24 protein-coding genes and 1 pseudogene are annotated in these 26,519 nt (G+C 62.0%); 10 read left to right on the forward strand and 15 right to left on the reverse strand.

The annotated features are described in order from the left end of the window. Positions 1-158 precede the first annotated feature (158 nt). Positions 159-917 (forward strand): hypothetical protein, encoded by a 759-nt coding sequence (locus QF043_RS19390; RefSeq protein ID WP_218177959.1) that lies wholly within the window; start codon positions 159-161, stop codon positions 915-917. 295 nt (positions 918-1,212) lie between these two features. Here the strand turns inward: QF043_RS19390 and QF043_RS19395 are convergent, their stop codons facing one another. Next, complete coding sequence (locus tag QF043_RS19395) at positions 1,213-1,605, reverse strand: hypothetical protein (RefSeq protein WP_307419834.1); 393 nt, start codon at positions 1,603-1,605, stop codon at positions 1,213-1,215. 373 nt (positions 1,606-1,978) lie between these two features. Here QF043_RS19395 and QF043_RS19400 point away from each other — a divergent pair, with 373 nt between their 5' ends. After that, entirely contained in the window at positions 1,979-2,791 is an 813-nt protein-coding gene (locus QF043_RS19400) for an alpha/beta fold hydrolase (protein WP_307419835.1), read from the forward strand. 27 nt (positions 2,792-2,818) lie between these two features. On the opposite strand, the gene QF043_RS30835 is transcribed toward QF043_RS19400, so the two are convergent. From QF043_RS30835 to QF043_RS19415, 4 genes and pseudogenes are all read right to left on the reverse strand, one after another. Beyond that, positions 2,819-3,700: a methyl-accepting chemotaxis protein gene (locus tag QF043_RS30835; protein ID WP_371919101.1), complete on the reverse strand. Its 882-nt coding sequence runs from the start codon at positions 3,698-3,700 to the stop codon at positions 2,819-2,821. Then, positions 3,677-4,786: pseudogene (locus tag QF043_RS30840) on the reverse strand (HAMP domain-containing protein); the annotation flags it as partial. The gene QF043_RS30835 and the pseudogene QF043_RS30840, both read right to left, overlap by 24 nt. 114 nt (positions 4,787-4,900) lie before the next feature. Beyond that, positions 4,901-6,313, reverse strand: a complete 1,413-nt coding sequence (locus QF043_RS19410; protein ID WP_307419838.1) for a PLP-dependent aminotransferase family protein — start codon at positions 6,311-6,313, stop codon at positions 4,901-4,903. 203 nt (positions 6,314-6,516) lie between these two features. Then, entirely contained in the window at positions 6,517-7,278 is a 762-nt protein-coding gene (locus tag QF043_RS19415; protein ID WP_305458765.1) for an SDR family oxidoreductase, read from the reverse strand. 228 nt (positions 7,279-7,506) lie between these two features. On the opposite strand from QF043_RS19415, the gene QF043_RS19420 reads away from it, so the two are divergent. Beyond that, positions 7,507-8,514, forward strand: coding sequence for an NADP-dependent oxidoreductase (locus QF043_RS19420; protein ID WP_307419840.1), 1,008 nt, complete (start codon positions 7,507-7,509; stop codon positions 8,512-8,514). A 122-nt stretch (positions 8,515-8,636) separates the two neighbouring features. Here QF043_RS19420 and pyrF read toward each other — a convergent pair whose 3' ends face one another. After that, a complete protein-coding gene (gene pyrF / locus QF043_RS19425; RefSeq protein ID WP_307419842.1) occupies positions 8,637-9,335 on the reverse strand; it encodes an orotidine-5'-phosphate decarboxylase in 699 nt (232 codons plus the stop codon). A gap of 261 nt (positions 9,336-9,596) precedes the next feature. On the opposite strand from pyrF, the gene QF043_RS19430 reads away from it, so the two are divergent. Together QF043_RS19430 and QF043_RS19435 are read left to right on the forward strand one after the other, a co-directional pair. Further along, a complete protein-coding gene (locus QF043_RS19430; RefSeq protein WP_056859738.1) occupies positions 9,597-10,361 on the forward strand; it encodes a response regulator in 765 nt (254 codons plus the stop codon). After that, positions 10,361-11,395 carry a HAMP domain-containing sensor histidine kinase gene (locus QF043_RS19435; protein ID WP_307419844.1) on the forward strand — a complete coding sequence of 345 codons (1,035 nt, stop codon included), beginning with the start codon at positions 10,361-10,363 and terminating at the stop codon, positions 11,393-11,395. The genes QF043_RS19430 and QF043_RS19435 overlap by 1 nt, the downstream gene beginning before the upstream one ends. On the opposite strand, the gene QF043_RS19440 is transcribed toward QF043_RS19435, so the two are convergent. The 9 genes from QF043_RS19440 to QF043_RS19480 all read right to left on the reverse strand — a co-directional run bounded on the left by QF043_RS19440 (position 11,392) and on the right by QF043_RS19480 (position 19,239). Then, positions 11,392-12,453, reverse strand: coding sequence for an AI-2E family transporter (locus tag QF043_RS19440; protein WP_056859710.1), 1,062 nt, complete (start codon positions 12,451-12,453; stop codon positions 11,392-11,394). The two genes, QF043_RS19435 and QF043_RS19440, sit on opposite strands and share 4 nt — an antisense overlap. 73 nt (positions 12,454-12,526) lie before the next feature. Further along, complete coding sequence (locus tag QF043_RS19445; RefSeq protein WP_307419845.1) at positions 12,527-13,345, reverse strand: DUF4892 domain-containing protein; 819 nt, start codon at positions 13,343-13,345, stop codon at positions 12,527-12,529. A gap of 102 nt (positions 13,346-13,447) precedes the next feature. Further along, positions 13,448-14,302 (reverse strand): alpha/beta fold hydrolase, encoded by an 855-nt coding sequence (locus QF043_RS19450; RefSeq protein ID WP_307419846.1) that lies wholly within the window; start codon positions 14,300-14,302, stop codon positions 13,448-13,450. After that, positions 14,299-15,102 carry an alpha/beta fold hydrolase gene (locus QF043_RS19455; RefSeq protein WP_056859713.1) on the reverse strand — a complete coding sequence of 268 codons (804 nt, stop codon included), beginning with the start codon at positions 15,100-15,102 and terminating at the stop codon, positions 14,299-14,301. The genes QF043_RS19450 and QF043_RS19455 overlap by 4 nt, the downstream gene beginning before the upstream one ends. 97 nt (positions 15,103-15,199) lie before the next feature. Next, complete coding sequence (locus QF043_RS19460; RefSeq protein WP_307419847.1) at positions 15,200-15,643, reverse strand: hotdog fold thioesterase; 444 nt, start codon at positions 15,641-15,643, stop codon at positions 15,200-15,202. Positions 15,644-15,673: 30 nt separating this feature from the next. After that, the gene (locus QF043_RS19465) at positions 15,674-17,323 is read right to left on the reverse strand and encodes an AMP-binding protein (protein WP_307419848.1); all 1,650 of its coding nucleotides are present in this window, start codon (positions 17,321-17,323) and stop codon (positions 15,674-15,676) included. A gap of 85 nt (positions 17,324-17,408) precedes the next feature. Further along, complete coding sequence (gene sixA, locus QF043_RS19470; protein WP_307419849.1) at positions 17,409-17,858, reverse strand: phosphohistidine phosphatase SixA; 450 nt, start codon at positions 17,856-17,858, stop codon at positions 17,409-17,411. Next, positions 17,855-18,202, reverse strand: coding sequence for a DUF4389 domain-containing protein (locus tag QF043_RS19475; protein WP_058421405.1), 348 nt, complete (start codon positions 18,200-18,202; stop codon positions 17,855-17,857). Before QF043_RS19475 ends, sixA begins: the two co-directional genes overlap by 4 nt. A gap of 11 nt (positions 18,203-18,213) precedes the next feature. Continuing rightward, positions 18,214-19,239: an NAD(P)H-dependent glycerol-3-phosphate dehydrogenase gene (locus QF043_RS19480; protein ID WP_200434258.1), complete on the reverse strand. Its 1,026-nt coding sequence runs from the start codon at positions 19,237-19,239 to the stop codon at positions 18,214-18,216. Positions 19,240-19,432: 193 nt separating this feature from the next. Between QF043_RS19480 and QF043_RS19485 the strand changes: the two genes are divergently transcribed. From QF043_RS19485 to fabB, 5 genes are all read left to right on the forward strand, one after another. Next, positions 19,433-21,553 (forward strand): TonB-dependent receptor plug domain-containing protein, encoded by a 2,121-nt coding sequence (locus tag QF043_RS19485; protein WP_373460715.1) that lies wholly within the window; start codon positions 19,433-19,435, stop codon positions 21,551-21,553. Position 21,554: 1 nt separating this feature from the next. Further along, a complete protein-coding gene (locus QF043_RS19490; protein WP_307419850.1) occupies positions 21,555-22,499 on the forward strand; it encodes an ABC transporter substrate-binding protein in 945 nt (314 codons plus the stop codon). Then, positions 22,496-24,397: an ATP-binding protein gene (locus tag QF043_RS19495; RefSeq protein WP_307419851.1), complete on the forward strand. Its 1,902-nt coding sequence runs from the start codon at positions 22,496-22,498 to the stop codon at positions 24,395-24,397. The genes QF043_RS19490 and QF043_RS19495 overlap by 4 nt, the downstream gene beginning before the upstream one ends. A 249-nt stretch (positions 24,398-24,646) precedes the next feature. Beyond that, positions 24,647-25,162 carry a 3-hydroxyacyl-[acyl-carrier-protein] dehydratase FabA gene (fabA, locus tag QF043_RS19500; RefSeq protein ID WP_003210552.1) on the forward strand — a complete coding sequence of 172 codons (516 nt, stop codon included), beginning with the start codon at positions 24,647-24,649 and terminating at the stop codon, positions 25,160-25,162. Positions 25,163-25,173: 11 nt separating this feature from the next. Further along, positions 25,174-26,394 (forward strand): beta-ketoacyl-ACP synthase I, encoded by a 1,221-nt coding sequence (gene fabB / locus QF043_RS19505; protein ID WP_012723103.1) that lies wholly within the window; start codon positions 25,174-25,176, stop codon positions 26,392-26,394. Positions 26,395-26,519: the final 125 nt, after the last annotated feature.

Below are 26,519 nucleotides of genomic sequence, written 5' to 3' on the forward strand. Positions count from 1 at the left end.
TGGCAATGTGCATCTATGCAAGGAGCCCGCTCTGTCACGCTTACCTATATAGAAGAAACTACCTGGGCAACTGGTCGTACAGCCCTATCCGCCGGATGGTCCAGTCACTACACTCCACAGCAAACCCTATAAAAGAGGTCACACCGGTGACACCACTCATGATCACCCTGCTGGTAATAGCCGGGATCGTAATACTGATCGCCATTGGCTACATGAACCACGTGGTGGAAAACAACAAACTGGAAAAAAAACGTACCGAGATCGAGCTCAATGATCGGCTGCGTCGGTGCGGTGAAATCACCGAGACCTTTCCTGGCCAATTGATGACCCCGGCGCTCAAGCTGCTGCTCACCCGCCTTGAGCTCAACGTCAACCAGCGCCTGTTGCACCTCAACAAGTCCAGTGCAGCACTCAAGGCGCGTATCACTGAGTTGAATGCGCTGATCGCCCAGGGCGAATCTATTCCCGTGACCAACCCACCGGCGCCGATCCAGACCGAAGCCAAGGCCAAGGACGTGCGCTTCCTCCTCGAAGCCCTGCATGGTCAAGTGACCCGTGCGGCTCAGGATGGTTTTCTGCCGACCAACGAGGCCAAGCACTGGATCAAGGAAATTCGCCATATCCTGGTGCTGCTGCACATCGAGTTCTTCAACAACCTCGGCCAGCACGCCCTGCAACAGAACCAACCCGGCCAGGCACGCCTGGCATTCGAGCGCGGCGTGCAGTACCTGCGCAAACAGCCGGAGCCGGCGCTCTACAGCGCGCAGCTGCAATTGCTCGAAAGCCAACTGGCCCGCGCCAATTCCACGGTATTGACCAACAGCAAGCCGGCTGAAGATGAGGTCAATGAGTTGACTGAAGGGCTTAAAGTTGTGGATGCCGATGCGGAGTGGAAAAAGAAAGCTATTTACGATTGATCGTTGGGGCGCGCGCGCGGTGGATGGGTGGGTTGGGTACATATCCGTTGCTGCGGTAACGGCTACTTAGGGTTCCGCCCTTACGGCGGCTCACTTTTGGAAAGACCCAAAAGTAAGCAAAAGGTCTTCGCCCCACCACTCGGCACCTCGCCTAGGCTCGGTGTGCCCTCACTCCGGCTTGAATCCGTGGGCCGCCGCGATGGGCCATCCTTGGCCCAGCGCGGCTAACCCGGCGTCCTGCCGGGTTACCCACGGATTCAAGCCTGCGTTCGGCCAGCGTGGTTAACGGGGCGCCTCAGATCAAAATCAAAAGCAGAGCACGGCGGCCTAGTAGCCGACCTGAGTGGTTAAAGCAAAAGCGAAAAGCGGATTCGCATACACCTGGGATCTGCTTTTCTGTGGGATCTGCTTTTCTGTGGGATCTGCTTTTCTGTGGGATCTGCTTTTCTGTGGGAGCTGGCTTGCCTGCGATGCAGGCACCTCGGTGTGTCAGGTACACCAAGTTGATGCCATCGCAGGCAAGCCAGCTCCCACAGTTGACCGAGTATGGCTCTGCTGTTGCTTTTGCTTTTGTTTTTGCTGTTGCTGTTGCTGTTGCTCCGGCCCTTACATCCTTTTCGATGACGAAGTCAGCGGTCTTTTGATCTGCGCTGTTGATCTTGATCTTGATCTGAAAGCGCCCCGTCAAACACGATGGCCGGAATTCGACAGTGATTTGGGGGGTAAACCGGCAGGGATGCCGGTTTAGCCGCCCCGCGCCATGGATGGCGCGTGGCGGCGGCCCCCCAAATCAGTGTCGGATTGCGGGCATGCCGAGCCACAGCGAGGCACCGAGTGTTGGGGCGAAGACCTTTTGGTTACTTTTGGGGCGTTTGCCAAAAGTGACCCGCTGTAAGAGCGGAACCATAAGCCGCCGTTACCTAAATAATGGATATTCACCCAACAGCCCAACCCAGCCCACCCCACCACGCCACCACCAAGTGCCATCACTTTGCACCTATCCCCCCGCCCCCGACTAGCGTAAAAAAGTGCCCCTAACTCCGTGAAGTCAGAGGCCTGCTATGCCTGTCGCCGTCATTGATGGACAACCGCTGCACTATGTCGACCAAGGCACCGGCCCGGTCGTTCTGCTGGGCTCAAGCTACCTGTGGGACCGCCACATGTGGGCGCCGCAAATCGAAGCCCTGTCGCAACAGTACCGCGTGATCGTCCCCGAGTTGTGGGGCCATGGTGAATCCGGCCCGCTGCCGGCCCAAACCCAGTCCCTCGACGACCTGGCGCGCCAGACCCTGGCCCTGCTGGACCAGCTGGACATCGCACAGATCAACCTGGTGGGCCTGTCGGTAGGCGGCATGTGGGGCGCACGCCTGGCGCTGCTGGCGCCGCAGCGCATCAACAGCCTGGTGCTGATGGACACCTACCTCGGTGCCGAGCCCGAGACCACGCGCCAGTATTACTTTTCGCTGTTCAAGATGATCGAGGACGCCGGCGCCATCCCTGAGCCGTTACTGGATGTGATCGCACCGATCTTCTTCCGGCCAGGCATCGACCGCGAATCTGCGCTGTACCAGGATTTTCGCCAGTCGCTGCGGGCTTTCTCCAAGGAGCGCCTGCTGGACAGCATCGTGCCATTGGGCCGTCACATCTTCAGCCGCGCCGATATCCTCGACCAACTGCACCGCCTGGACACCGACACCACCCTGATCATGTGCGGTGAGCAGGACAAGCCACGCCCACCCGCCGAATCCAGGGAAATGGCCGCGCTGATCGGTTGCAGCCTGACCCTGATTCCAGACGCCGGGCATATCTCCAGCCGCGAAAACCCGGACTTCGTCAACGAAGCCCTGCTGACCTTCCTCGCCAACAACGCCTGATCGTACGGCTCCGCCTTTGCTCATGGATCAAAGGCGGAAGTGCCCCACCATACCCTTGAGCTGCGCCCCCAACTGCGCCAGCTGAATGCTCGACGCGGCGTTGCCTTGCATGCTCAGCGCCGATTGGTCGGCACTCGCGCGGATACTGGTGACACTGCGATTGATCTCTTCGGCCACCGAGCTTTGCTCCTCGGCGGCGGCGGCAATCTGCTGGTTCATCTGCTGGATCAGGGACACGGCAGCGGCGATGCTGCCCAGCGCGCTCTCGGTTTCCAGCGCATCGCTGACGGCCAGCTTCACCAGCTCGCCGCTTTGCTGAATCTGCTGCACCGACGACTGCGCGGCACTGCGCAAGGTGCTCACCAACCGCTCGATCTCCTCGGTCGATTGCTGAGTACGCTTGGCCAGCGCCCTCACCTCATCGGCCACCACTGCAAACCCTCGGCCTTGCTCGCCGGCACGGGCGGCCTCGATGGCGGCGTTAAGGGCCAGCAGGTTGGTCTGCTCGGCGACACTTTTGATCACCCCCAACACCGTACCGATGTGCTGGATTTCGGCACTGAGGCTGTCGATGCTGGCGCTGGCGCTGGTGCTGGAGGACGCCAGCAACTCAATGCGTTGCAGACTCTGACGCACCACCTGCTGGCCGCTGTCGACCTTGGCATCGGCGGTCTGCGCCGCTTGCGCAGCTTCTTCGGCGTTACGCGCCACGTCATGCACCGTGGCAGTCATCTGGTTCATCGCCGTGGCGACCTGTTCGGTTTCCTCCTTCTGGCTGCTGACCTCGAGATTGGTTTGTTCGGTGACGCTGGAGAGTGATTGTGCAGAGCTGGCCAATTGCTCGATGCCGGCCTGCAAGCCGCTGACCATCTGGCTCAAGCCAGTGCCCATCTGCTGCATCGCTTGCATCAGCTGGCCGATCTCATCACGGCGACTGACCTCCATGCGCCCACTCAGGTCTCCGGCGGCAATCTGCTGGGCCACGGCAATTACACGGCGCAGCGGCGCCACGATCAGGCGGGTAATCAGCCAGGCGGCAACCAGCCCCACCAACAACGCCAACGCCGAGGAACCGATGATCAGCAACGTGCTTTTCTTCAATTGCGCCTGCATCGACTGGTCTTCGGCGGCATACGCCTGGTTGACCCGGCTGACCACCTGATCGGCGCGGTCATGCAATTGCTTGTAGACGATTTTTTCCTGCGCCAGCAAACCGGTGTACTCACCGAGTTTTTCGCTGAAGGCGGCAATGTGCCCGGACACCTCGTTGAGCACGGTCTGGTAACCCGCGTCCTTGACCGCGGTTTTCAGCTGCTCGACCTGCGCCAGGGCCTGGTCGGCCTGTTCGATCTTGCCCTGCTCGGCGTTGTCGGCATCGGCCTTGCGGCTCTGGTCCAGGCGCACCCGCGCCTCGTTCATGGCTTGCAACATCAACCGCGACACTTGGCTGACCTGCCCGGCCTGCTCGATAAACTCGGCGCCCTCTTTGCCCTGGCTTTCCTTGAGGCCATAGGCGCCATCGTCGGCCAGGCCGGCTTGCAGCACATCGAGGTTATTGGCCACGCTGGAGACCGACCAACTGGCCATCTCCAGCGCCAGGTCCTTGGTCTGGGTCAACTCGACAAATTCGTCGAACGCCTGGCGATACGCGGCCAACGCCTGTTCAACGTCGCCCATCACCGGCACATTGGCGGCGGACTGGGCCTTGAGCGTGGCCGCCATAGCAGCCAGGGCATCGACGCTTTCATGCAAGGCATCGACGGCTTTGGGGTCGGCATGCAACGCGTAGTCCTGCTCGATCAAGCGCACCTTGAGCAAGCCGCTGTTGAGCGAAGACATCGCATTGAGGCCTTCGAAACGCTGGCCAACGGTTTGCAGCGACCACACGCCAATGGCCGCCACCAGCGCCGTCAACAGCAGCACCAGGGAGAAGCCCAAGCCCAGTTTTTTTGCCATACCGAGGTTGGCGAAACGTCGTTGCACGGCCGAAATCATTGCACTTGAATCCTCTTGCACGGGCAGCTGCCAGCAAGCCTGGTTGCCATACAGTGAGATTCGCAACGAGACGCCATTGGCACAAGACGTTGGCGCCACAATAATGGCAAAAAGCTACATGCTCGTCGTTTTCAGAATGGTCGAGGTCGATCTGGCAGGCCCCATGGCACGGAACAACGCCAACGCCCGCTGATCAGCAGCATAGGCCACATTGATGCGCAGCCAGTCACTGTGCTCGCCGCGGGGAGTGAACAGCGCCCCGCCCGACAGCAAGACGCCAAGCCTGCGCGCGCACGCTTGCAACCGGGAATGATCGCCCAGACCCGGCCGCGCCCACACGAACATACCGCCGGCAGGCACGGCAAACACCTGCCATTCCTCATCCTCCAGCACCTCCAGAGTGGCTGCCATTTGCGCATTCAAACGCTTGCGCAGGCGTTGCACCCACTTGCGGTAAGTGCCATTAGCCAACAGCGTGGCGACCACTGTTTCGGCAAACCGTGACGTGCCGATACCGGTCAGGGTCTTGAGGCTGGCCATACGCGCAACGATGGCCGTGTCGGCACTGACGTAACCCACGCGCAAGGCACTGCTCAAGGTCTTGGAAAAGCTTGAAACATAGATCACCCGGTCATCATGGGGTAACGCCGATAGCCGCGTGCAACTGGCGTGCTGCAGGTCGCCGAAAACGTCCTCTTCAATGATCAGGAAGCCATCACGGTGCGACAGCTCCAGCAACCGCTCGGCCACGGCGCGGCACAAGCTGGTGCCCGTGGGGTTGTGGTACAGGCAGTTGATGAACAGGCACTTGGGGCGATGGCGCAGCAGCAGTTGCTCGAGCACCGGCATGTCCGGGCCGCCCACGGTGCGCGGAACTTCCAGCAACGTGACACCCTGGCGCTCCAACTGTCGATAGAGGTTGGCGTAGCCCGGCGTCTCAACCACCACTGTATCGCCAGCCTTGAGCAGCGAGCGTATCAGCAGGTCCTGTGCATGGCTGGCACCATGGGTGGTCAGGATGCGATCCAGGCAGGTGGCAACCTTTATCTGGGTCAGCCGCTTGAGCAGTTGCTCGCGCAATGCCGGCAGGCCCAGTGGCGTGCTGTAGTTAAAAAGGCCAGCCGTGTCGGTGCGGCTGATTTCCCGTATCGCGTAGCACAGGTCATCGCTTTCACGCCAGGTGTCCGGCAGCCAGCCGCAACCCAGCTTCAACTCGCCCAACGGGCCATCGACATAGTCGCCCCAACCCAGCTCTGCCCCCTCATACCAGTGGCTTTCCAGGCAAACAGGCGGCTGGGCGACCACAAATCCCGAGCCTTGCCTGGACGCCAGTAAACCCTGGGCGACCATTCGTTCGAAAGCCTCTATCACGCTGGACTGGCTGAGCAGGTTGTCGAGGGCCAGTTGCCGGATGGACGGCAAGCGCGTACCGGGGCTTGCGCCGCTCTTGCGTATCCATTGCGCCACCGCGCTGACGATTTGCTGCACCACCGGTACAAGGGCTTGTCGATCGATCCCTAAATCCATGAGCCACTCACTTCAACTGTCTGTTATTCAACCCCAAACAGTTAAGCACAGAAGCTCGTTCAAACCGGCCGTAAACTCTTATTAAAGTATTGATTTTATTGACTTATTTACCTTCTGATACACATTCTGACGAGGCCTTGTGCCACCCATGGAAACGCCCCACAGCGGCCCCATCCTTTTCGAAGAGTGCATGGCATTGGGTCCTAGATAGCCGTTGCGCCGCCATCCACCGCCAAAGCTTGCCCGGTGGTAAACGCCGCCCCATCGCTGCACAGGTACAGCACGGCACTGGCGATTTCCTCGACCTTGCCAATGCGCCCGACCGGGTGCATGGCGGCGGCGAACTCGGCTTTGCGCGGATCTGCTTCATAGGCTCGGCGGAACATGTCGGTGTCGATCACCGCAGGGCACACCGCATTCACGCGGATTTTCTTCTTCGCATATTCGATCGCGGCCGATTTGGTCAGGCCGATCACGGCATGCTTGGACGCCGCATAAATGCTCATCTTCGGCGCAGCGCCCAACCCGGCGACCGAGGCAGTATTGACGATCGCACCGCCACCCTGGGCCAGCAACAGCGGCAGTTGATACTTCATGCACAACCATACGCCCTTGACGTTGACGCCCATGATTGCATCGAACTCATCCAGGCTGCCGTCGGCCAGCTTGCCCTTCTCGATCTCGATGCCGGCGTTGTTGAAGGCATAGTCCAGGCGCCCATAGGCGGCGATGGTCTGTGCCATCAATTGCTGCACATCGGCGTCCAGCGTGACATTGCAGCGCACGAACAGCGCTTCTGCGCCTGTTTGTTGAATCAACGCAACCGTGCCCTCGCCGCCCGCCACATCCAGGTCGGCTACCACTACTTTCAAGCCTTCTGCGGCAAATGCCAGCGCGGTGGCGCGGCCAATACCAGCGGCGGCGCCGGTCACCAGGGCGACCTGGCCGGAAAACGTCATGCTCATGGGGGATGTCCTATGCAAGAAATGGCCGTGGGCCGAGTCTAGCCAAGCGCATGGCCGGCGCGTCAGCACTATCATATGGCCGGTTGGGGTCGCATGAATGGCAGTGATAAGACGCCCAGGCCAACTATCAGCCCAACCTATCGGCGGGCATTCGCACTCACCCTTAACCTTGCCCCCAAGCCGCTGAAGGTCTATCACTCAAGGCTCACTTTTTGAAGAGTCCCAGCCATGACTGCCCAGACCAACCGCCAATTCCTGCTCGCCAAACGCCCGGTCGGTGCGGCCACGCGGGAGACCTTTACCTACCAGGAAGTGCCGGTGGGCACGCCAGCGGACGGGCAAGTGCTGGTGCGCAATGAATACCTGTCCCTGGACCCGGCCATGCGTGGCTGGATGAACGAGGGTAAATCCTACATTCCACCGGTCGGCATCGGCGAAGTCATGCGGGCGCTGGGCGTGGGCAAGGTGATTGCCTCGAACAACCCGAAATTCGCGGTGGGTGATTATGTGAACGGCGCGCTGGGCGTGCAGGATTATTTCCTGGGCGAGCCGCGCGGCTTTTATAAGGTCGACCCAACACTGGCGCCGCTGCCGCGCTACCTGTCAGCACTGGGCATGACCGGCATGACCGCCTACTTCGCCCTGCTCGACACCGGCGCGCCCAAGGCCGGGGAAACGGTGGTGATCTCCGGCGCCGCCGGTGCGGTAGGCAGCATTGCCGGGCAGATTGCCAAGCTCAAGGGCTGCCGCGTAGTGGGCATTGCCGGGGGCGCCGACAAGTGCAAATTCCTCATTGATGAACTGGGCTTTGACGCAGCCATCGACTACAAAAGCGAAGACGTGCCCGCCGCCCTCAAGCGCGAGTGCCCCAAAGGCGTGGATGTGTATTTTGATAACGTTGGCGGCGACATTCTCGACGCCGTGCTCAGCCGCCTGGCCTTGAAGGCGCGGGTGGTGATCTGCGGCGCAATCAGCCAGTACAACAATAAAGAGGCGGTGAAAGGCCCGGCCAACTATTTGTCGTTGCTGGTCAATCGTGCGCGCATGGAAGGGTTCGTGGTGATGGACCACGCGGCGAACTTTGCCGCCGCAGGGCAGGAAATGGCCGGCTGGATGGCCCAAGGCAAGCTCAAGAGCAAGGAAGATATTGTCGAGGGGCTGGAGACGTTCCCGGAGACGTTGATGAAGCTGTTCAACGGCGAGAACTTCGGGAAGTTGATTCTGAAGGTTAACTGACACAATGCTGATCGAAATGTGGTGCGGGCTTGCTCGCGAATACGCTGTGCCAGACACACATCTGGTGACTGACACTCCGCTTTCGCGAGCAAGCCCGCTCCCACATTTTAGATCCGTGACAATCAGGCGATTTCGGCGACCACTGCCGCCAGTGCCTTCGCCGGATCCGCCGCCTGGCTGATCGGGCGACCGATCACCAGGTAGTCAGAGCCTGCATCCAGGGCCTGACGCGGCGTCAGGATACGACGCTGGTCATCCTGGGCGCTGCCTGCCGGACGAATCCCCGGGGTCACCCGTTGCAGCGACGGGTGCGCGGTCTTCAGCGCCTGGGCCTCCAGGGCCGAACAGACCAGGCCGTCCAGGCCAGCCTTCTGCGCCAATGCCGCCAGGCGCAGGACCTGCTCCTGCGGCTCGATGTCCAGGCCGATGCCGGCCAGGTCTTCGCGCTCCATGCTGGTCAGCACGGTCACACCGATCAGCAAGGGTTTCGGGCCGCTGCGCTGCTCGAGCACTTCGCGGCAGGCGTTCATCATGCGCAGGCCGCCGGAGCAGTGCACGTTGACCATCCACACGCCCATTTCGGCGGCGGCTTTAACCGCCATGGCCGTGGTGTTGGGGATGTCATGGAATTTCAGGTCGAGGAATACTTCGAAGCCTTTGTCACGCAGAGTACCGACGATTTCGGCGGCGCAGCTGGTGAACAGTTCCTTGCCGACCTTGACCCGGCAAAGCGTGGGGTCCAACTGGTCAGCCAGCTTCAGTGCGGCGTCACGAGTGGGGTAATCCAGGGCGACGATGATAGGAGTCTGGCAGACGGACATTGGAATGGGCTCTCAGGCAAGTCGAAATCGGCGCGGATTGTAGCGCAAGCGGCGCCGTTGCGGGATCCGATGATCGGTAAAATGCTGATCAAGCGCGCATAACCGGGGATTTCGAGTCATTGTGTCAAGACCGATACATTCCCGACATGCCCTCAACACGCCCCACGGCTAGCCTCGCGCACATGACCGCTCGCCCGGCACTTCCAGCCATGGAACCGGGCGCCTATGCTCAATGCAACAACCCAGGCAGATGATCGCACTATGCATACCCCTACCGTCTCTGTAAACGAAGAGCAAAAAGGCGCGGTGATCGCCGAAGACAAGCGGTGGAACACCCGCGCGCTGATCGTCGATGACGACCTGCCGATCCGCGAACTGCTGATCGACTACCTGGCCCGCTTCAATATCCTCGCCACCGGCGTCACCGACGGCACGGCCATGCGCACCGCCATGCAAGCCGAAACCTTTGATGTAGTCGTACTCGATCTGATGCTGCCGGGCGAAGACGGCCTGTCGCTGTGCCGTTGGTTGCGCACTGAGTCGGACATCCCGATTTTGATGCTCACCGCACGCTGCGAACCCACCGACCGCATCATCGGCCTGGAACTGGGCGCCGATGACTATATGTCCAAGCCGTTCGAACCGCGGGAGCTGGTGGCGCGAATCCAGACCATCCTGCGCCGGGTGCGCGATGACCGCACCGAGCAGCGCGCCAACATCCGCTTCGACAACTGGCGCCTCAACAGCGTACTGCGCCAATTGGTGGCCGACGATGGCCTGGTGGTGCCGCTGTCCAACGCGGAATTTCGCCTGCTGTGGGTGTTCATCGAACGCCCGCGCCGTGTGCTGAGCCGCGAACAATTGCTGGATGCTGCCCGTGGCCGCTCCATCGAAGCCTTTGACCGCAGCATCGATCTGCTCGTATCGCGCCTGCGCCAGAAGCTTGGGGATGACCCGAAAGCCCCGCAACTGATCAAAACCGTGCGCGGCGAAGGCTACCTGTTCGACGCCCGGGATATCGGTTGATGCGCGCCACCTTCAATACGCTGTTTGGCAGGCTGTTCGGCGTATTGCTGGTGGCTATTGTGCTCGCTCATGTGCTGGCGATCTTCTGGTTCCGCCACTACGGCCCGCCGCCACCGCCGCCCCAGGAAACCTTTGTCGAGCAACCGGACGGCACGATGAAGCCATTGGCTCGCCATCATCGGCCCTGGTACGGCGGCCCCGTGGTGCCGCTGACCTTTCAGTTTATCTCGCTGATCATCGCTGCCTGGTACGGTGCCAAACTGCTGAGCCGGCCGATCCAGCGCCTGAGTGCAGCCGCCGAACGCTTGAGCCTTGACCTCGACAGCCCGCCGCTCAACGAGTCCGGGCCACGGGAAGCGCGCCAGGCTGCATCGACCTTCAACCTGATGCAAAAGCGCATCCGCGAGCAAGTCAGCCAGCGCGCGCGCATGCTCGGCGCCGTCTCCCATGATCTGCGTACGCCGCTGTCACGCCTCAAGCTGCGCCTGGAGCAAATCGAAGACACCAAGCTGCAAGGCCAGATGCGCCAGGACCTGGACGACATGATCGGCATGCTCGACGCCACCTTGAGCTACCTGCACGAACAGCGCACCAGCGAGACCCGGCACTGGCTCGACGTGCAGGCGCTGGTCGAGTCCCTCAGCGAAAACGCCCAGGACCAAGGCTCGGACGTGCAGTTCTGCGGCACTTGCGCGCCTTTGCAGGTGCAACCGATGGCACTGCGTTCGTGCCTCAACAACCTGATCGACAACGCCCTGCGGTACGCCGGTACGGCGCGTATTGAGCTGGAGGACAGCCGTGGCGCCCTGGTGATCCGCGTGATCGACCATGGGCCGGGAATCGAGGCCGATAAACGCGAGGCGGTGTTCGAACCGTTCTTTCGCCTCGAAGGCTCACGCAACCGCAACTCCGGTGGCGTTGGCCTGGGCATGACCATTTCCAAGGAAGCCGTGGAGCGCCTCGGCGGCCACCTGAGCCTGGAGGAAACCCCGGGCGGTGGCCTGACGGCCGTGATGTACTTACCGAGGGCCTAAAGCGCTTTGTCTTCGCGACGTTCCTGGGACTGGGTCGCGCTCCAATCCGTCAGCAGGCTGTAGGCCACCGCCAATAAGGTCGGGCCGATAAACAGGCCGATGAAGCCAAAGGCAATCAAGCCGCCAAACACGCCCAATAGCACGATCACCAGCGGCAGGTTGCCGCCTCGGCTGATCAGGTACGGCTTGAGCACGTTGTCCACGCCACTGATGATGAACGTGCCCCAGACACCGAGGAACACCGCATAGGTGTAGTCGCCCTTCCATGCCAGCCAGGCCGTGGCGGGAATCCACACCAGCGGCGGGCCCATGGGGATCAGGCTGAGCAGGAAGGTGACGATGCCCAGCACCAGCGCGCCCGGCACGCCGGCAATCAGGAAGCCGATCAGCGCCAGCAGGGCCTGGGCCGCCGCCGTACCAATCACGCCGTTGACCACCCGCTGCACAGTGCCGGCCACCAGTTCGATGTAGTAACCGGCACGCTCGCCGATCAGGCGCTCCAGCAACCGATGGGCAAACATCGCCAGCCGTGGCCCATCACGGTAAAAGAAGAACACGAACACCAGGCTCAGGGTCAGCTCGAGAATACCGCCGCCAATTTGCGCACTGCGCGCCAACAGCCAGTTGCCCACCTGCCCCAGGTACGGCTTGATGCTGACCATCAGCGCTGCACCCTGTTGGTCGATGCTGTCCCAGGTCGCCACCAGCCGCTCGCCAACAAAGGGGATCGAGTTCAGCCAGGCAGGTGCGGCGGGCAAGCCGTCAACCTGGATATCCTTGATCAGGCCCACCGCATCGCGCACATGGTCGGCCAGGTTGAACCCCAGCCACACCAGCGGCACTGCCACCAGCAACATCCAGCCCAACGTGAGGATGCCCGCCGCCAGGGATTCGCGGCCACCCAGCCAGCGCGTGAGCAAACGCATCAGCGGCCAGCTGGCAAACGCCAGCACCGCGCCCCAGAACAGTGCCGACCAGAACGGCGCCATTACCCAGAAGCTGGCACCAAACAACACCAGCAGCAGGATTTGCACCAGTAGGCGATCGTTATTGAGCATCGGGTATCTCGAGAATAAGGCTGTAGGAAGAGAGCTTAGGCGAACGGCACGGGTCCGTCCGCCTTGATAAGGGTCAGCGTATCAGATGCAGGTGCAAACCCTTAGCGTCACCGCTGCCGGTTTCCAGGCGGGCGGCCCGCACGCCGCTGTCGATCAGGCCCTGGCGCCAGGCTTCGGCGGTCGGCCCGGTGAGGCTCACGCGCAAGGTGGCGTCGAGGTTCAAGCCACGGGAAATCAAGGTCAGCCAGGTGGCGTCAGGCGCGTTGCCGAGTGCCGGAAAGTCCAGCTCGCCGGTGCTTTTAAGCTCGCGCAGCAAGGTCGCCGAGGTGGGCAGCAAGTCGCCCAATGGCGCGCCAGCGTCCAGTTGTTCTACATGCAGATAAGCACGGCGGTTGCCGCGGGTAATGCCATACAGTGCCACCAACGAGTGGTCCTGCGGGGCGGCCAGGCGCAACAGCAGGTATTCCTGCTGGCCGTCGGCGCCGACCAGCTTGGCGTTGCCGAACACTTCATTGGCCCACAGGCTGCTTTCGCCGCAATCACGCGCCTGGCACCAGAACAACAGCTGCGCGCCCTTGGCCTGCAACGCTTCACGCGTCGCGGTAAAGGCGGCGCTGGACGTGTGCTCGGCGGGCAGTTCATAGGTGATGGCAGTGGTTTGGCCGCGCGCTGTGGCCTGGCCTTCGTAGCGCAGCTGGCCGCTGATCTTGCGGATCGCGCCCATGGGGTAAATGCGTTCTTTTTCTTCAGCGGGGCGGTAATCGACGATTTGCGCATCGACCTGACGGGCCACGGCCGGCAGATCCTGGCTGCCTGGCACATCGGCGGCGAACACCAGAGGGCTGAAACAGCACAGCCCAAGGGCACGGAGACATTCTTTACGCAGGCTCATCGGATGAGTGAGCCCTGGCCATCGAAGTGCACAGCAGTGTTGAGTTCGTACATGGTTGACTCCCTTTCAATCCGCCCAGCCTCGGCAGTTGACCCCGCCAAGTCAAGGCGTGGAGAAGAACCGATTGAAACAGTCTGCAACAAGGATCGCGCCGGGCTCATCATTAAGGTGTAAATGATGGCCGCCCGGCAGCGTGTTCACCGTAAAAGGTAGCTGAGAAAGCAATTCGGAATGTTTCGCCAACATGCCGTCAGCCGCGACGACCAACTGTGTAGGGCAACCCACACGCCGCACGAAAGCCATCGCCTGCTCATCGGTCAGGCGCATCGGCGATGCCAGGGTCAAGCGCGCGTCGGTGCGCCAGGTGTAGCCGCCCGGCACGGGCATCAAACCGCGCTGGGCCAGCAGTTCGGCGGCTTCACGGCTGACCGCCACCACGCCTTTCATGCGCGCTTGCACCGCGAGGTCCAAGGTGCTGTAGACCGGTTTGCGCTTGTCTTGCAGCCTCAATTGCGCCTGCAACGCCATGCCGAGGCGCTCGGCAGCGTTCTCGCCAGCGGCGGTCGGCGGGATCACGCCGTCGATCAACCCCAGGTGGGTGACACGTTCCGGCAACGCCCCGGCCAGCACCAGGGAAACGATGGCGCCCAGGGAATGGCCAAGTAATGCAAAACGTTTCCAGCCCAGTTGTTCAGCCACTTGCAGCACATCAAACACGTAATCCCACAAGGCATAACCGGCCCCGGCAGGCCGATGGGCCGAGTGCCCGTGCCCGGCCATGTCCAGCGCAACGATGCGCAGCCCCTCAAGCTTGGGCGCCAGACGCGCAAAGCTGTTGGCGTTGTCCAGCCAGCCATGCAAAGCGATCACCGGCAGGCCGTCTTCGGGCCCGAACAGATGCGCGGCCAATTCGATATGCGGCAGGCTCAGGCGCACTTCTTCGACCGGGTTGCTCATGCGCAGCTGCGCTCGCGGGCTTGCCAGCGGGAAAACAGGTGCTTGATCAACGTCGCGGTGTCCTGGGGCCGTTCGAGGGGGAACATGTGGCCGCCGGGCATGGTGAGCATTTCGCCCATGGGCAGGCGGTCGACACCACTGGCATGGTGACGCATCACCACCCGGCTCTGGCGACCGCGCACCACCGCCAGCGGCACCTTTAATTGGCGAACCTGGCCTGGGCTGGTGTGGGGCACGCCTCGGTAGATGCTGATCTCGGTGGCCGGATCAAAGCGCAAGCGCAGGCGATCGCCCACCTGTTGCAGGCCGTGTTGCAGGTACGCGTCAAAGCACTCCGGGTCGAAGCCGCGAAACAGCGTCTTGCCGGCGAAGTAGCTGCGTGCGGCAGCCAGGTCGCTGAATTCTTCACGTCGACCCAAGGTGCGCCCGGCCGGGGTCAGGCGGTCGATAAAACCAAAGCGTTTGGCGGCGCGAATCACCCAGCGGTCAGCGCGGGTCAACACCGGCGAATCGAGCATCACCACGCCACGGTACAACTGCGGGCAGCGCATGGCGGCGTGCAAGTGCAGTACGCCGCCCAAGGAATGGCCCACGCCCCACACCGGCTCCGGTTGCTGTTCCAGGTGGTGGATCAGCTCGTCCACCAGGTTCTGCCAGTTGTCATCCACCGGAAACCTGGGGTCGTGACCGTGCTGCGGCAAATGCGCCACCGCGTATTCCGGGGCCAGGGCGGCAAACAACTTGCCGTAAGTGGCCGAAGGAAACCCATTGGCATGGGCAAAAAACACGTGCTGCGACATACAGGATCCATCTACGAGAACAGAAGTGAATTGTCACCAGCCTTTAACCGCACAGCAATGACCGTAACCGCCAGGAATGATGACACTCACGCCACGCCTATCGTGCCGGCGGGTTCTCGCCCAACGGCACCACGGCCATGGTCAGGCGCGACACGCAGCTGGCCTTGCCATCGTCGCTGGTCAAGCGAATGTCCCACACCTGGGTAGTACGGCCGATATGAATCGCCCGCGCCACCGCCGTCACCCGCCCGCTGCGCACACCACGCAAGTGGTTGGCGTTGACCTCAAGGCCCACGCAATAGAACTTGCTGGCATCAATGCACAGGTAAGCCGCCATGGAACCGACGCTTTCGGCCAGCACCACCGACGCGCCACCGTGCAGCAGGCCATACGGCTGGTGAGTGCGATGGTCGACCACCATGCTCGCGGTCAGCGACTCGTCGTCGTAGCTTTCGAAACGGATATCCAGCAATTCACCGATGGTGTTTTTCTGGATGGCGTTGAGTTGCTCGATATTCGGTTGGGTGCGCCACAAGCTCATGAAATCGTCCTTATTGGTTTTATTACGACCCTAATCCTGCCACACAATCGGCTCGCTGCGTTCGCTCCAGGCCGAAAATTGTGCGCCGTAAGTCGACTCGATCACGTTGCGTTTTATCTTCAAGGTCGGCGTCAGAAAGCCGTTCTCTACCGCCCAACTGTCTTTGACCACCACCAGTTGGCGCAACCGCTCGTGCTTGTCCAGCGCACCGTTGACCTGTTCCAGCCAGCGTTCCAGGCTGCTGCGCAGTGCCTGTCGGTCCTGGCCGCCGGCTGACAACACGCACAAGCCCATCGGCGCCAGCAAGCCATCGCCGACCACGCACACCTGTTCGATGCGTGCATGTTCAGCCAAGCGGTTTTCGATCGGCGCCGGAGCCACGTACTTGCCCTTGCTGGTCTTGAAAATCTCCTTGAGCCGCCCGGTCAGGCGCAGGCGGCCGTCGGCATCCTGCTCGCCCTTGTCGCCGGTGCGCAGGAAGCCATCGTCGGTGAGGGTTTCGGCGGTTTTCTGCGGGTCCTTGAAATAGCCGAGCATGGTCGCGCCGCTGCGCACCTGCACTTCGCCCATCGGGTCGATGCGCACCTCGACACCGGGACACGGCAAGCCGATCCAGCCGAGCGTCTGCTGGCCAGGGCGGCACACATGGGAATAACCGCAGCTTTCGGTCATGCCATACACCTCCAACACATCCAGGCCCAGGCGTTGATACCAGCGCAGCAAGGCTTCTGGCACCGGGGCGGCGCCGGACAGCGCGATGCGCAACGCGTCCAGGCCCAGCCCGGCCAACACTTTGTGGCCGACGCGCTTGCCGATAAAAGGCAGGCGCAACAGGGTATCGAGGCGTTTTTCCGGGACTTTGGCGTAGACGCCCATCTGGAACTTGGTCCAGATACGCGGGACGCCGAACAAGGCCGTGGGGCGCGCCCGGCGCAGGTCGGTCAGGAAGGTGTCGAGGCTTTCGGCGAAAAACACGGTTTGCCCGGTATAGATCGCCGCCAGCTCGACAAACATGCGCTCTGCCACATGGCACAACGGCAGGTAGGACAGCAGCCGGTCGTCCTCGCCCAAGCCAAATATCTGCGTGCCGCGCGTGGCGGCAAACCCCAAGGCGCCGAAGGTTTGCATCACGCCTTTGGGCAAGCCGGTGGTGCCGGAGGTGTAAACAATGGTGGCCAGGCTCGCGGCCTCTGGCGAAGGGTTGTCCTGAATCGGTGAACTGGCCTGCAGGTCTGCCCAGCTGAAATCAAAATCGCCGGCCGGGCACAACGGCAGGCTGATGGTCGGCAACCCGGCCGGGATGCCGGGCGCCATGGCGGGCCAATCATCCAGCTTGCCGATCAACACCAGCGCCGCCTCCGAATGCGTGAGCACATGGTTGACGGAGTCCGCCGTGAGGTTGGGGTACAACGGCACCGACACATGCCCGGCCATCCAGATCGCCAGGTCGGCAATGATCCAGTGCGCGCAGTTTTTCGAGATCAGGGCAATGTGCGAGCCCTGGGGCAATGCCCGGGCGCGCAGCCAATGTGCGACGCATCGGGCCTGATGGCCGACATCGCCCCAGGTGAGCGTCTGCACCTCGCCGCCGCCGATGGGTTGCACCAGGAAAGGTTTGCGCGGGTGTCGCGCTTCACGTTCGAAGAAGACCTGCAACGGCAAACGAAAAGCGAAAGGCATGGGACGCGCTCCTTTGTGATCCGATGATAGCCAACCAAGCACTTGCTTGGTTGACTATATAGCACACAAAAAGAAGCGATCGAGCTTATGGGTTTTTTACGTTGACCAGGTTCATCAGCCCTGCCAGCGGAATATCGCCCTCCAGCTCCGCCAGGCTGGCGGTGTGCATCGGCTCCGGCTGGCGCTGGTGACCATGCTGCAAAAAGCTGACCAGGCTGCCCACCAAGGGTTGGTGGCTGACCAGCAGCACGTTGTCATCGGTGTCGAGCTTTTCCAGCACTTGCAGCGGGTTGCCCTCAGGCGTCAACCACGGCACCGTGCGGACCTGCGGCTCGAAACCCAGCGCCTCACGCACCAACTGCGCCGTCTGCTGCGCCCGCACATAGGGGCTGGCGATAATGGCACTGATGGGCTGGCCAATCAGGTGCGCGGCACTGCGCAACACTTCGCCACGGCCGTGCTCGGTGAGGTTGCGTTCGGCGTCGGTGCGCGCATGCCCTTCGGCTTCACCGTGACGCAAAATCCATAGCTTCACAGCTTTGGCTCCTCATCACGCACCGGGTGCGGCGCCGGCGGCACGCTGTGGGCGGCTTCGCCTTCGGGTGCACGTGGGGTTGGCCAATCGGCGAACGGCCAGGGTTTCTGTTCAGTATGAAAGCTGCCGAAACGGCCGATCTGCGCCAGGAACTGGCTGAGGCTGTCGCCAAAATTCATCAGGCCCAGGTTCGGCGCGCCGTAGATCAGGCGATAAATCAGCTGCACCACCACCAGCGCACCGAGCAGGAACTGCGCCACTTGCCACACCAGGGCAAACACCAGCATCCACAGGATACGCAGGAGGATGGACTCGTATTTTGGGGTGTCTTTCGGGTCGTTCATGTGCGCGTTCCTCAGTTGAAACCACTGGTGGAAATAAAGTCGACGTCGGTTTTGGGCTCGGCGCGCATCAGCAGCTCGATCACCTGGTTCAAGGTGCGCCCTTCAAACAGAATCGCGTGCAGCCCGGCGACCAGCGGCATGTACACACCCACTTCCTGGGCCTTGGCCTTCAGCACCTTGAGGGTGTTGACGCCTTCGGCGACTTCGCCCAGGCGCGTGACCGCGTCTTCCAGGCTCAGGCCCTGACCGAGGGCGAACCCGACCTGGTAGTTGCGACTTTTGGGCGACGAGCAGGTGACGATCAAGTCGCCTACGCCGGCCAACCCGAGGAAGGTCATCGGGTTGGCGCCCTGGTTCACCGCAAAACGGGTCATTTCCGCCAGCGCGCGGGTGATCAGCATGCTCTTGGTGTTCTCGCCCATGCCCAAGGCCACGGCCATGCCGGCGATGATCGCGTAGACGTTTTTCAGCGCACCGCCCAGCTCGACGCCAAAGCGGTCGCCACTGGCGTAGACGCGGAAGGTACGGCCATGCAGCACGGCCTGGACACGTTCGCACAGGGCCTCGTCTTCGCTGGCCACCACCGTGGCGGTCAGCGCGTGCTCGGCGACTTCCCGTGCCAGGTTCGGCCCGGACAGCACGCCGATGCGCGCCTGCGGGGCGATCTCGGCGAGGATTTCGCTCATCAGCTTGAAGGTGTGCGCCTCAATGCCTTTGGTCAGGCTGACCAGCAGCTTGCCGGCCAGACGCTCGGCGTGGGGTGCCAACACCGAGCGCAAGGCGCTGGAAGGCAGCGCGACGAAGCACAGGTCACAGTCGGTCAGCGTAGCCAACAGGTCGGTGACCGGCTCCACTGCCGGATGAATCTTGATGCCTTTAAGGTAACGGGGGTTTTCCCGATGCACGCGGATGGCCTCGGCCTGCTCGGGATCGCGCATCCACTGGCGCACCGCGTGGCCGTTCTCAGCCAGCAGGTTAGCCACGGCGGTACCAAAACTTCCGCCTCCCAGGACCGCAATAGGGCGCTGTTCAGTCATATGCAATCCGTTAATCCTTACATGGCGATGGCGGCATTATACGGGGCGACCCGCTTGCGGCCAGCCCCCGCGTCAATTCGTGCGCTTGTCGGAAAATGCCACACTTGTGTGAAGTAATTGCAAGTCCCACGACTGGCAAATGGCCCCACCTCAGTTAACATGGGCGGCTATCCGTAATTATCAAGGCCGTGCCGTGTATCTGGGCCCTCCTCCTCGCTCATCTCTGTTGCTGATGTTGCTGTGCAGCACACCTGCGCTGGCTGATGACCTGTTTCTCGACAGCCAGCCGCTGCCGCAAGTGTTGACCGCCACACGCCTCAAGCAATCAGCCGCGGCCGTGCCCGGCAGCATGACGGTGATCGACAGCGAGCTGATCAAGGCCAGCGGCGCACGCGACATCGCCGAGCTGCTGCGGCTGGTGCCGGGGATGATGGTCGGCTACACCACCGGCAACCAGGCCGCGGTGAACTACCACGGCACCAGCGCCAGCGACGCGCGGCGCATGCAGGTGTTGATCGACGGGCGCTCGGTGTACCGCGCGGGCCTTGCCACCGTGGACTGGAGCGACATCCCGGTGGCCATGGAAGATATCGAGCGCATCGAGGTATTCCGTGGCCCCAACACCGTCAGCTATGGCGCCAACGCGCTGATGGCGGTGGTCAATATCCTCACGCGCTCACCGGCCAACAGCCACGGTTCGCGAATTAAAGTCATCCGTGGCCAGCGCGGCATCAACGACTACTACGCCAGCCAGGGCGTGGGTTGGGAAACCGGTGACTTGCGCCTGTCCTTGTCCGGTCAGCAGGACGATGGCTTTGACAGCGATGCCGTCGGCGCCGACCGCCGTGACAGCCGCCGCCTCAACCGCTTCAGCCTGGCGGTGAGCCAGACCCTGAACGCGCAACAGAGCCTCGACTGGCAATTTGACGCTAAGGAAGGCACCAACCAGCGTCCTTATACCTACACGCCGGTGTTTGCCGGGATTACCGAAGGCGGCACCAATTCCGATGCCGTCGCCAAGGACTATGCCGGGTCGTTGCGCTGGAACGTCGACTTCAACCCCGAGCACAGCCTGTACATTCAAGGCTCGGCCCAGCAATGGGACCGACAGCAGGTCTGGAAAGCCTGTGATGCCAAGGTCTCGTTCAGCCCGGAGCTGACGCGGTTGTGGCAACTGAACCCCAACTATGCCGAACAGCTGGCCCGGCACATGAACAGTTACAAACCAGACAGCCTTCCGCCTGGCAGTAGCACTGAGCAGGGCCTGGCCAAGCAAGTCCTGGAACAGTGGCGCGACGGTGCCAACCAGAGCGTCTGCGGTGATATCGACCAGAGCACCCGCGAAAGCCGCTACGATTTGGAGATTCAGGACACCCTGAGCCTGTCCGATAGCCTGCGCCTGGTCAGCGGCATGAACTACCGCTACGACCGCGCCGACTCCGATACCTACTTCAACGGCACCCTCGACGACACCACCTGGCGCTTGTTCGGCCACCTGGAATGGCGTGCCAGCGAACACTGGCTGCTGCAAGGCGGCGCCATGTACGAAGACACCCACCTGAGCGGCAACTCGCTGACGCCGCGGGTGGCGGTCAACTACCTGATCAACCCGCGCCACGGCCTGCGGGCGGTGTACTCCGAGGCGATTCGCTCGCCCGACATGTTCGAGAACAACGTTAACTGGAGCTACCGCGTCACCAATTTGAGCTCCCCGACCTACGGGCAGAACTCCGGGCAATATTTTGTGGTAACGCGGGGCCCCGGCAACCTCGATAAAGAGTTGATGCGTTCACGAGAGCTGGGCTACAACGGCTTCTTTGCCGACTTCGGGTTGAATGTCGACGTGAAACTGTTCTACGACGAAATCACCGAGATGATCAGCTCGCCGCTGCGCAACAACCAATACATTGCCAGCAACGCCAACAGCGCACGGTTCACCGGCGCCGAATCGCAGTTCGACTGGCGCATGAGCAATACCGACCGCCTGCGCCTGACCTATGCTTACGTCGACGCCGCTTCCAGCAACCCGCTGGACAAGGCGCAAACCGCGCGCAACAGCGGCTCGGCCGGTTGGCTGCGCGAGTGGGGCCACGGCTGGTCCAGTGCGCTGTTCTACTATGGCGACGATGCGCTCAACCAATATCGCTTCGAACGGGTCGACCTGCGGGTGGCCAAGCGCATTGCCCTGGGCAAAGCCAATGTGGAGCTGGCCGGCATGTTGCAACAACGCCTCGATAACCAGCCCACCACCTGGGCCGATAACAACTACGACAGTCGCCATGTCCTCTATTTCAGCGCGGAGCTGGAATTCTGACATGGGCGCTCAGTCACGGATGACCCCCTTCTTTATCTTTCGGCTCTGGCGCCGTGCCTTGCTGCTGGTGTGCCTGCTGCTGGTGTGCCTGCTGCTGACAGCACCGGCGTGGAGCGCCGATATCCTGTTGACCGCCGCCGAAGACGGTGCCGGCGTTCAGGCCTTTACCCAAGCCCTGGCCCGGCAGCGCCCCGAAGAGCAGGTGAGCTTTGTCCCGCTCAAAGACTTGCCCGCGCCCAGCCGGTTGCCGCCCGGCACGCGCCTGATCCTGCTGGACCTGCCCGGCCTCGACTGGCGCCTGCAGGACGACCAGGGCCCGCCGACCCTGGTGTTGCGTATCAGCCGCCTGCAGGCACGCCAGCGCCTGGGCACCACCCACCCGGCAAAAATCAGCCTGTTGTGGAGCGACCCGCCGCTGGCGCGCCAACTCAAGCTGATCGCCAACATCCTGCCGCAGGCCCAACGCATCGGTGTGCTCTATGGCAGCGACAGTGAGTTCCTGCTGCCGGAGCTGCGCGAGTACGCAGCGCCCATGGGCCTGCAGATCGTGCCGCAGCGCTGGGACAACATCAGCGACAGCCGCCCGCTGCAAAACCTGCTCAAGAACAGTGACGTGCTGCTCGGCCTCGACGACCCGCAGTTGTACAACCCGAAAACCGTGAAGAACCTGTTGCTCAGCAGCTACGCCCAGCAACTGCCGCTGGTGGGCCCCAACGCCGGGTTCGTCAAGGCCGGCAGCCTGGCCAGCACCTACAGCGACCAGGCCGACTGGCTGGATGTACTCGACCGGCTGCTGGATCATCCGCCAGCCAACTGGCCACGCAGCGTGTACCCGCAACACTTCAAAGTCGTGGGCAACCCGCAAGTCGCGCGCTCACTGGGGATCGAACAGGTGGACGAAGCCGCCGTCGCCGCCCGCCTGGCCGAAGGAGAAAAACGCCCATGACCTTGCGTCGTCGCTGGGACATCAACACCCGCACCCAGCTCATCACCCTGGGCCCGGCGCTGTTGCTGACCCTGCTGTTGATCAGCTTCTTTACCTTCGTGCGTATCCAGGACCTGCGCCAGGAACTCGACCACACCGGCCAGTTGATCGCCAACCAACTGGCCCCGGCCACCGAGTACGGGGTGATTTCCGGCAACAACGATGTGCTCGAAAGCCTGCTGCGTGCCACGCTGGCCACCCCGCATGTGCGCTTCCTCGAGATTCAGGACAGCACCGAGAACATCCTGGTGTATGTCGAGCAACCTTCGGAGAAACACGACCGATCGCTGTCGGTGAAAGTGTTCCAGGCACCCATCCGCTTACAGCATATCCAGCTGGGCAATGACTTTTTCCAGGACAACCTCAACGAACCCAAGGCGCCACGTGCCGATTACCTGGGCCGGGTGATCGTCGGCATGTCCAACGACGCCTTCAGCCAGCGCCAGCAGGAGATTCTGTTCAAGGCCGGCATCCTCGCACTGTTCGCCCTGCTGTTTACCTTCCTGCTCGCCCGGCGCCTGGCCGCCAGCCTGTCGCAGCCGATCAGCGCCATGGGCCACGCGGTAAAAGCCATCCAGCAAGGCGACTACAAGACACCGCTGCCGATTGTCGATGACTCGGAGCTGGGCGACTTGTCACGGCACATCAACAACCTCGCCGAAGGCCTTAACCAGGCCAGCCGCGAACAGCAGCAGGCCATGGCCCAGTTGATTCAGACCCGCGAAGAAGCCGAACGGGCCAACAACGCCAAGTCGGACTTCCTGGCGATGATGAGCCACGAGCTGCGCACGCCCATGAACGGCGTGCTGGGCATGCTGCAACTGCTGGAAACCACCGAGATGACCGAGGAGCAGACCGAGTACGCGGCGCTGGCGTCGGAGTCCACCGAGCACCTGCTTAAAGTCATCAACGACATCCTCGACTTCTCACGCATCGAACGCGCCGCGCTGGAGCTGGAACATATCCCCTTCAACCTCGCCGACCTGATCAACAGTTGTGCCCAGGCCTTCCAGCACAGCGCACAGCAGCGCGGGTTGAGCCTGGAGTTGCCGATTCCGCCGGGCATGGACGCCTTGCGCGTGCAGGGTGACCCGACCCGTATCCGCCAAATTCTGGTGAACCTGATCGGTAACGCGCTCAAATTCACCGAGCACGGCAGCGTCACCGTCGAGCCCCATTGGCAGACCCTCGACCATGAACTGGTGTGGTTCACCTGCACGGTGCGCGACAGTGGCATCGGGATTTCCGCCGAACGCCTGGAGCTGATGTTCGATGCGTTCCAGCAGGCTGACAGTTCCATTTCCAGACGTTACGGCGGCACCGGCCTGGGCCTGCCCATTGCGCGCACGCTGGCCGAACGTATGGGCGGCACGCTGCGCGCGCAAAGCCAGGAAGGTCGTGGCTCGGTGTTTACTCTGGAAATCCCCCTGGCCATCGACCAGCACAGCCTGCCGGCGGTTGCCCTGGACGCCGAGGGCAAGGCCAGCGCGGGTGATGGCCGCCATGTGTTGCTGGTAGAGGACAACCCGGTCAATCGCACCGTGGTCGAAGCCATGTTGCGCAGCCTGGGGTTTGAAGTGAGCCTGGCCATCGATGGCGCCGAGGCGATCCGCAGTGCCGAAAGCCTGATTTTTACCGCGATCCTGATGGATTGCCGCCTGCCGTTGATCGACGGCTACGAAGCCACCCGCCAGATTCGCCAACTGCCCGGCTGCGCCGACCTGCCGATTATCGCGCTGACGGCCAACGCCTTGCAGGGTGATCGCGAAGCCTGTCTGGCAGCCGGAATGAACGATTACCTGGCCAAGCCGTTCAAACGCACGGATTTGCAGCAAATACTGCAGCGCTGGGTGCAATAGCGCGGCGCCATCAACCAACTGCGACTGGCGTGAAAGGCGAAAGTGCGGCAGTCTTAGGCACCCAAACGGGCCGATAAACAGGCTCGGTTTAAAATTTCAGTGAACAAGTGTACATTGAGTGCCTTGACGCTGTGACTTTCACTACAACGCAATAGTCTATGTGTAGGCTGCCGATATGAGGCATGAACGCTTCATTCGGTCCGGGAAGATTTACCCTGCCCTGCCGCATGGGATTATTGAGGAGCTCGCATGACCAAACAAAACGCCTTTACTCGGGAAGACCTGCTGCGCTGCAGTCGCGGTGAGCTGTTCGGCCCAGGTAACGCGCAACTGCCCGCCCCGAACATGCTGATGGTGGATCGCATCACCCATATCAGCGAAGAGGGTGGCAAGTACGGCAAAGGTGAATTGGTCGCCGAGCTGGATATCACCCCTGACCTGTGGTTCTTCGCCTGCCATTTCGAAGGCGACCCTGTGATGCCGGGCTGCCTGGGCCTTGATGCCATGTGGCAACTGGTTGGTTTCTACCTGGGCTGGCAAGGCCTGCCAGGTCGCGGTCGTGCCCTGGGTTCGGGCGAAGTGAAGTTCTTTGGCCAGGTCCTGCCGACCGCCAAGAAAGTCACCTACAACATTCAAATCAAGCGCGTCCTCAAGGGCAAGCTGAACCTCGCTATCGCCGACGGTTCGGTGACTGTCGACGGTCGCGAGATCTATACTGCCGAAGGCCTTCGGGTCGGCGTATTCACTTCCACTGACAACTTTTAAGGGTTATCCGCATGCGCCGCGTCGTTATCACTGGTCTGGGTATTGTTTCTTGCCTGGGCAATGACAAAGAGACCGTCACCGCTAACCTGCGTGCAAGTCGCCCTGGCATCCGCTTCAACCCGGAATATGCCGAAATGGGTCTGCGTAGCCAGGTTTCCGGCTCCATCGACCTGCCTCTCGAAGAACTGATTGATCGCAAGATCTATCGCTTCGTCGGCCACGCTGCCGCCTACGCCTACCTGGCCATGAAAGACGCCATCGCCGACTCAGGCCTGAGCGAAGACCAGGTTTCGAACGTACGCACCGGCCTGATCGCCGGCTCCGGCGGCGCATCGACCCTCAACCAGATGGAAGCGCTGGACATCCTGCGCGAAAAAGGCGTGAAGCGCGTTGGCCCGTACCGTGTCACACGGACCATGGGCAGCACCGTTTCGGCCTGCCTGGCCACGCCGTTCGCCATCAAGGGTGTGAACTACTCGATCTCCTCCGCGTGCGCCACCAGTGCGCATTGCATCGGTACTGCCGTTGAGCAGATCCAGCTGGGCAAGCAGGACATCGTCTTCGCCGGCGGCGGCGAAGAAGAACATTGGAGCCAGTCGTTCCTGTTCGACGCCATGGGCGCGCTGTCCACCCAGTACAACGAAACCCCGGAAAAGGCCTCCCGCGCCTACGACGCCAAGCGTGACGGTTTCGTCATCGCCGGCGGTGGCGGCATGGTAGTGGTCGAGGAGCTGGAACACGCTCTGGCCCGTGGCGCAAAAATCTACGCGGAAATCGTCGGCTACGGCGCTACGTCCGACGGCTACGACATGGTTGCGCCAAGCGGCGAAGGCGCCATCCGTTGCATGCAGATGGCCATGTCCACCGTGGACACCCCAATCGACTACCTGAACACCCACGGCACTTCGACTCCGGTCGGCGATGCCAAGGAAATGGAAGGTGTGCGTGCGGTATTCGGCGACAAGGCACCGGCCATCAGCTCTACCAAGAGCCTGTCGGGTCACTCCCTGGGCGCCGCCGGCGTTCACGAAGCGATCTACTGCCTGCTGATGATGGAAGGCAACTTCATGGCCGGCTCGGCCAACATCGACGAGATCGACCCGGTCGTCGCCGATATGCCGATCCTGACCAAGACCGTTGAAAACGCCAAGATCGACACCGTGATGAGCAACAGCTTCGGCTTCGGTGGCACCAACGCCACCCTGGTACTGAAACGCTGGCAGGGCAAGTAAGCCCCGCAGGTTGATCACCTGAAAAAGCCCCGACTGGTTCGGGGCTTTTTTGTGGGCAACTGAATTCAAGACCGAGTCGCCTTCATCGCAGGCAAGCCAGCTCCCACATTTGACGGAGTTCGCCA

Source organism: Pseudomonas sp. W3I7 (genome assembly GCF_030816095.1).
Lineage (GTDB): Bacteria > Pseudomonadota > Gammaproteobacteria > Pseudomonadales > Pseudomonadaceae > Aquipseudomonas > Aquipseudomonas salomonii.

Bases quoted from the DNA above. Each gene is read 5' to 3' on its own strand.
- QF043_RS19390 (WP_218177959.1), top strand. From the start codon at position 159: ATGATCACCCTGCTGGTAATAGCCGGGATCGTAATACTGATCGCCATT.
- QF043_RS19400 (WP_307419835.1), top strand. From the start codon at position 1,979: ATGCCTGTCGCCGTCATTGATGGACAACCGCTGCACTATGTCGACCAA.
- QF043_RS30835 (WP_371919101.1), bottom strand. From the start codon at position 3,700: ATGCAAGCGATGCAGCAGATGGGCACTGGCTTGAGCCAGATGGTCAGC.
- QF043_RS19410 (WP_307419838.1), bottom strand. From the start codon at position 6,313: ATGGATTTAGGGATCGATCGACAAGCCCTTGTACCGGTGGTGCAGCAA.
- QF043_RS19415 (WP_305458765.1), bottom strand. From the start codon at position 7,278: ATGAGCATGACGTTTTCCGGCCAGGTCGCCCTGGTGACCGGCGCCGCC.
- QF043_RS19420 (WP_307419840.1), top strand. From the start codon at position 7,507: ATGACTGCCCAGACCAACCGCCAATTCCTGCTCGCCAAACGCCCGGTC.
- pyrF (WP_307419842.1), bottom strand. From the start codon at position 9,335: ATGTCCGTCTGCCAGACTCCTATCATCGTCGCCCTGGATTACCCCACT.
- QF043_RS19430 (WP_056859738.1), top strand. From the start codon at position 9,597: ATGCATACCCCTACCGTCTCTGTAAACGAAGAGCAAAAAGGCGCGGTG.
- QF043_RS19435 (WP_307419844.1), top strand. From the start codon at position 10,361: ATGCGCGCCACCTTCAATACGCTGTTTGGCAGGCTGTTCGGCGTATTG.
- QF043_RS19440 (WP_056859710.1), bottom strand. From the start codon at position 12,453: ATGCTCAATAACGATCGCCTACTGGTGCAAATCCTGCTGCTGGTGTTG.
- QF043_RS19445 (WP_307419845.1), bottom strand. From the start codon at position 13,345: ATGAGCCTGCGTAAAGAATGTCTCCGTGCCCTTGGGCTGTGCTGTTTC.
- QF043_RS19450 (WP_307419846.1), bottom strand. From the start codon at position 14,302: ATGAGCAACCCGGTCGAAGAAGTGCGCCTGAGCCTGCCGCATATCGAA.
- QF043_RS19455 (WP_056859713.1), bottom strand. From the start codon at position 15,102: ATGTCGCAGCACGTGTTTTTTGCCCATGCCAATGGGTTTCCTTCGGCC.
- QF043_RS19460 (WP_307419847.1), bottom strand. From the start codon at position 15,643: ATGAGCTTGTGGCGCACCCAACCGAATATCGAGCAACTCAACGCCATC.
- QF043_RS19465 (WP_307419848.1), bottom strand. From the start codon at position 17,323: ATGCCTTTCGCTTTTCGTTTGCCGTTGCAGGTCTTCTTCGAACGTGAA.
- QF043_RS19475 (WP_058421405.1), bottom strand. From the start codon at position 18,202: ATGAACGACCCGAAAGACACCCCAAAATACGAGTCCATCCTCCTGCGT.
- QF043_RS19480 (WP_200434258.1), bottom strand. From the start codon at position 19,239: ATGACTGAACAGCGCCCTATTGCGGTCCTGGGAGGCGGAAGTTTTGGT.
- QF043_RS19490 (WP_307419850.1), top strand. From the start codon at position 21,555: ATGGGCGCTCAGTCACGGATGACCCCCTTCTTTATCTTTCGGCTCTGG.
- QF043_RS19495 (WP_307419851.1), top strand. From the start codon at position 22,496: ATGACCTTGCGTCGTCGCTGGGACATCAACACCCGCACCCAGCTCATC.
- fabA (WP_003210552.1), top strand. From the start codon at position 24,647: ATGACCAAACAAAACGCCTTTACTCGGGAAGACCTGCTGCGCTGCAGT.
- fabB (WP_012723103.1), top strand. From the start codon at position 25,174: ATGCGCCGCGTCGTTATCACTGGTCTGGGTATTGTTTCTTGCCTGGGC.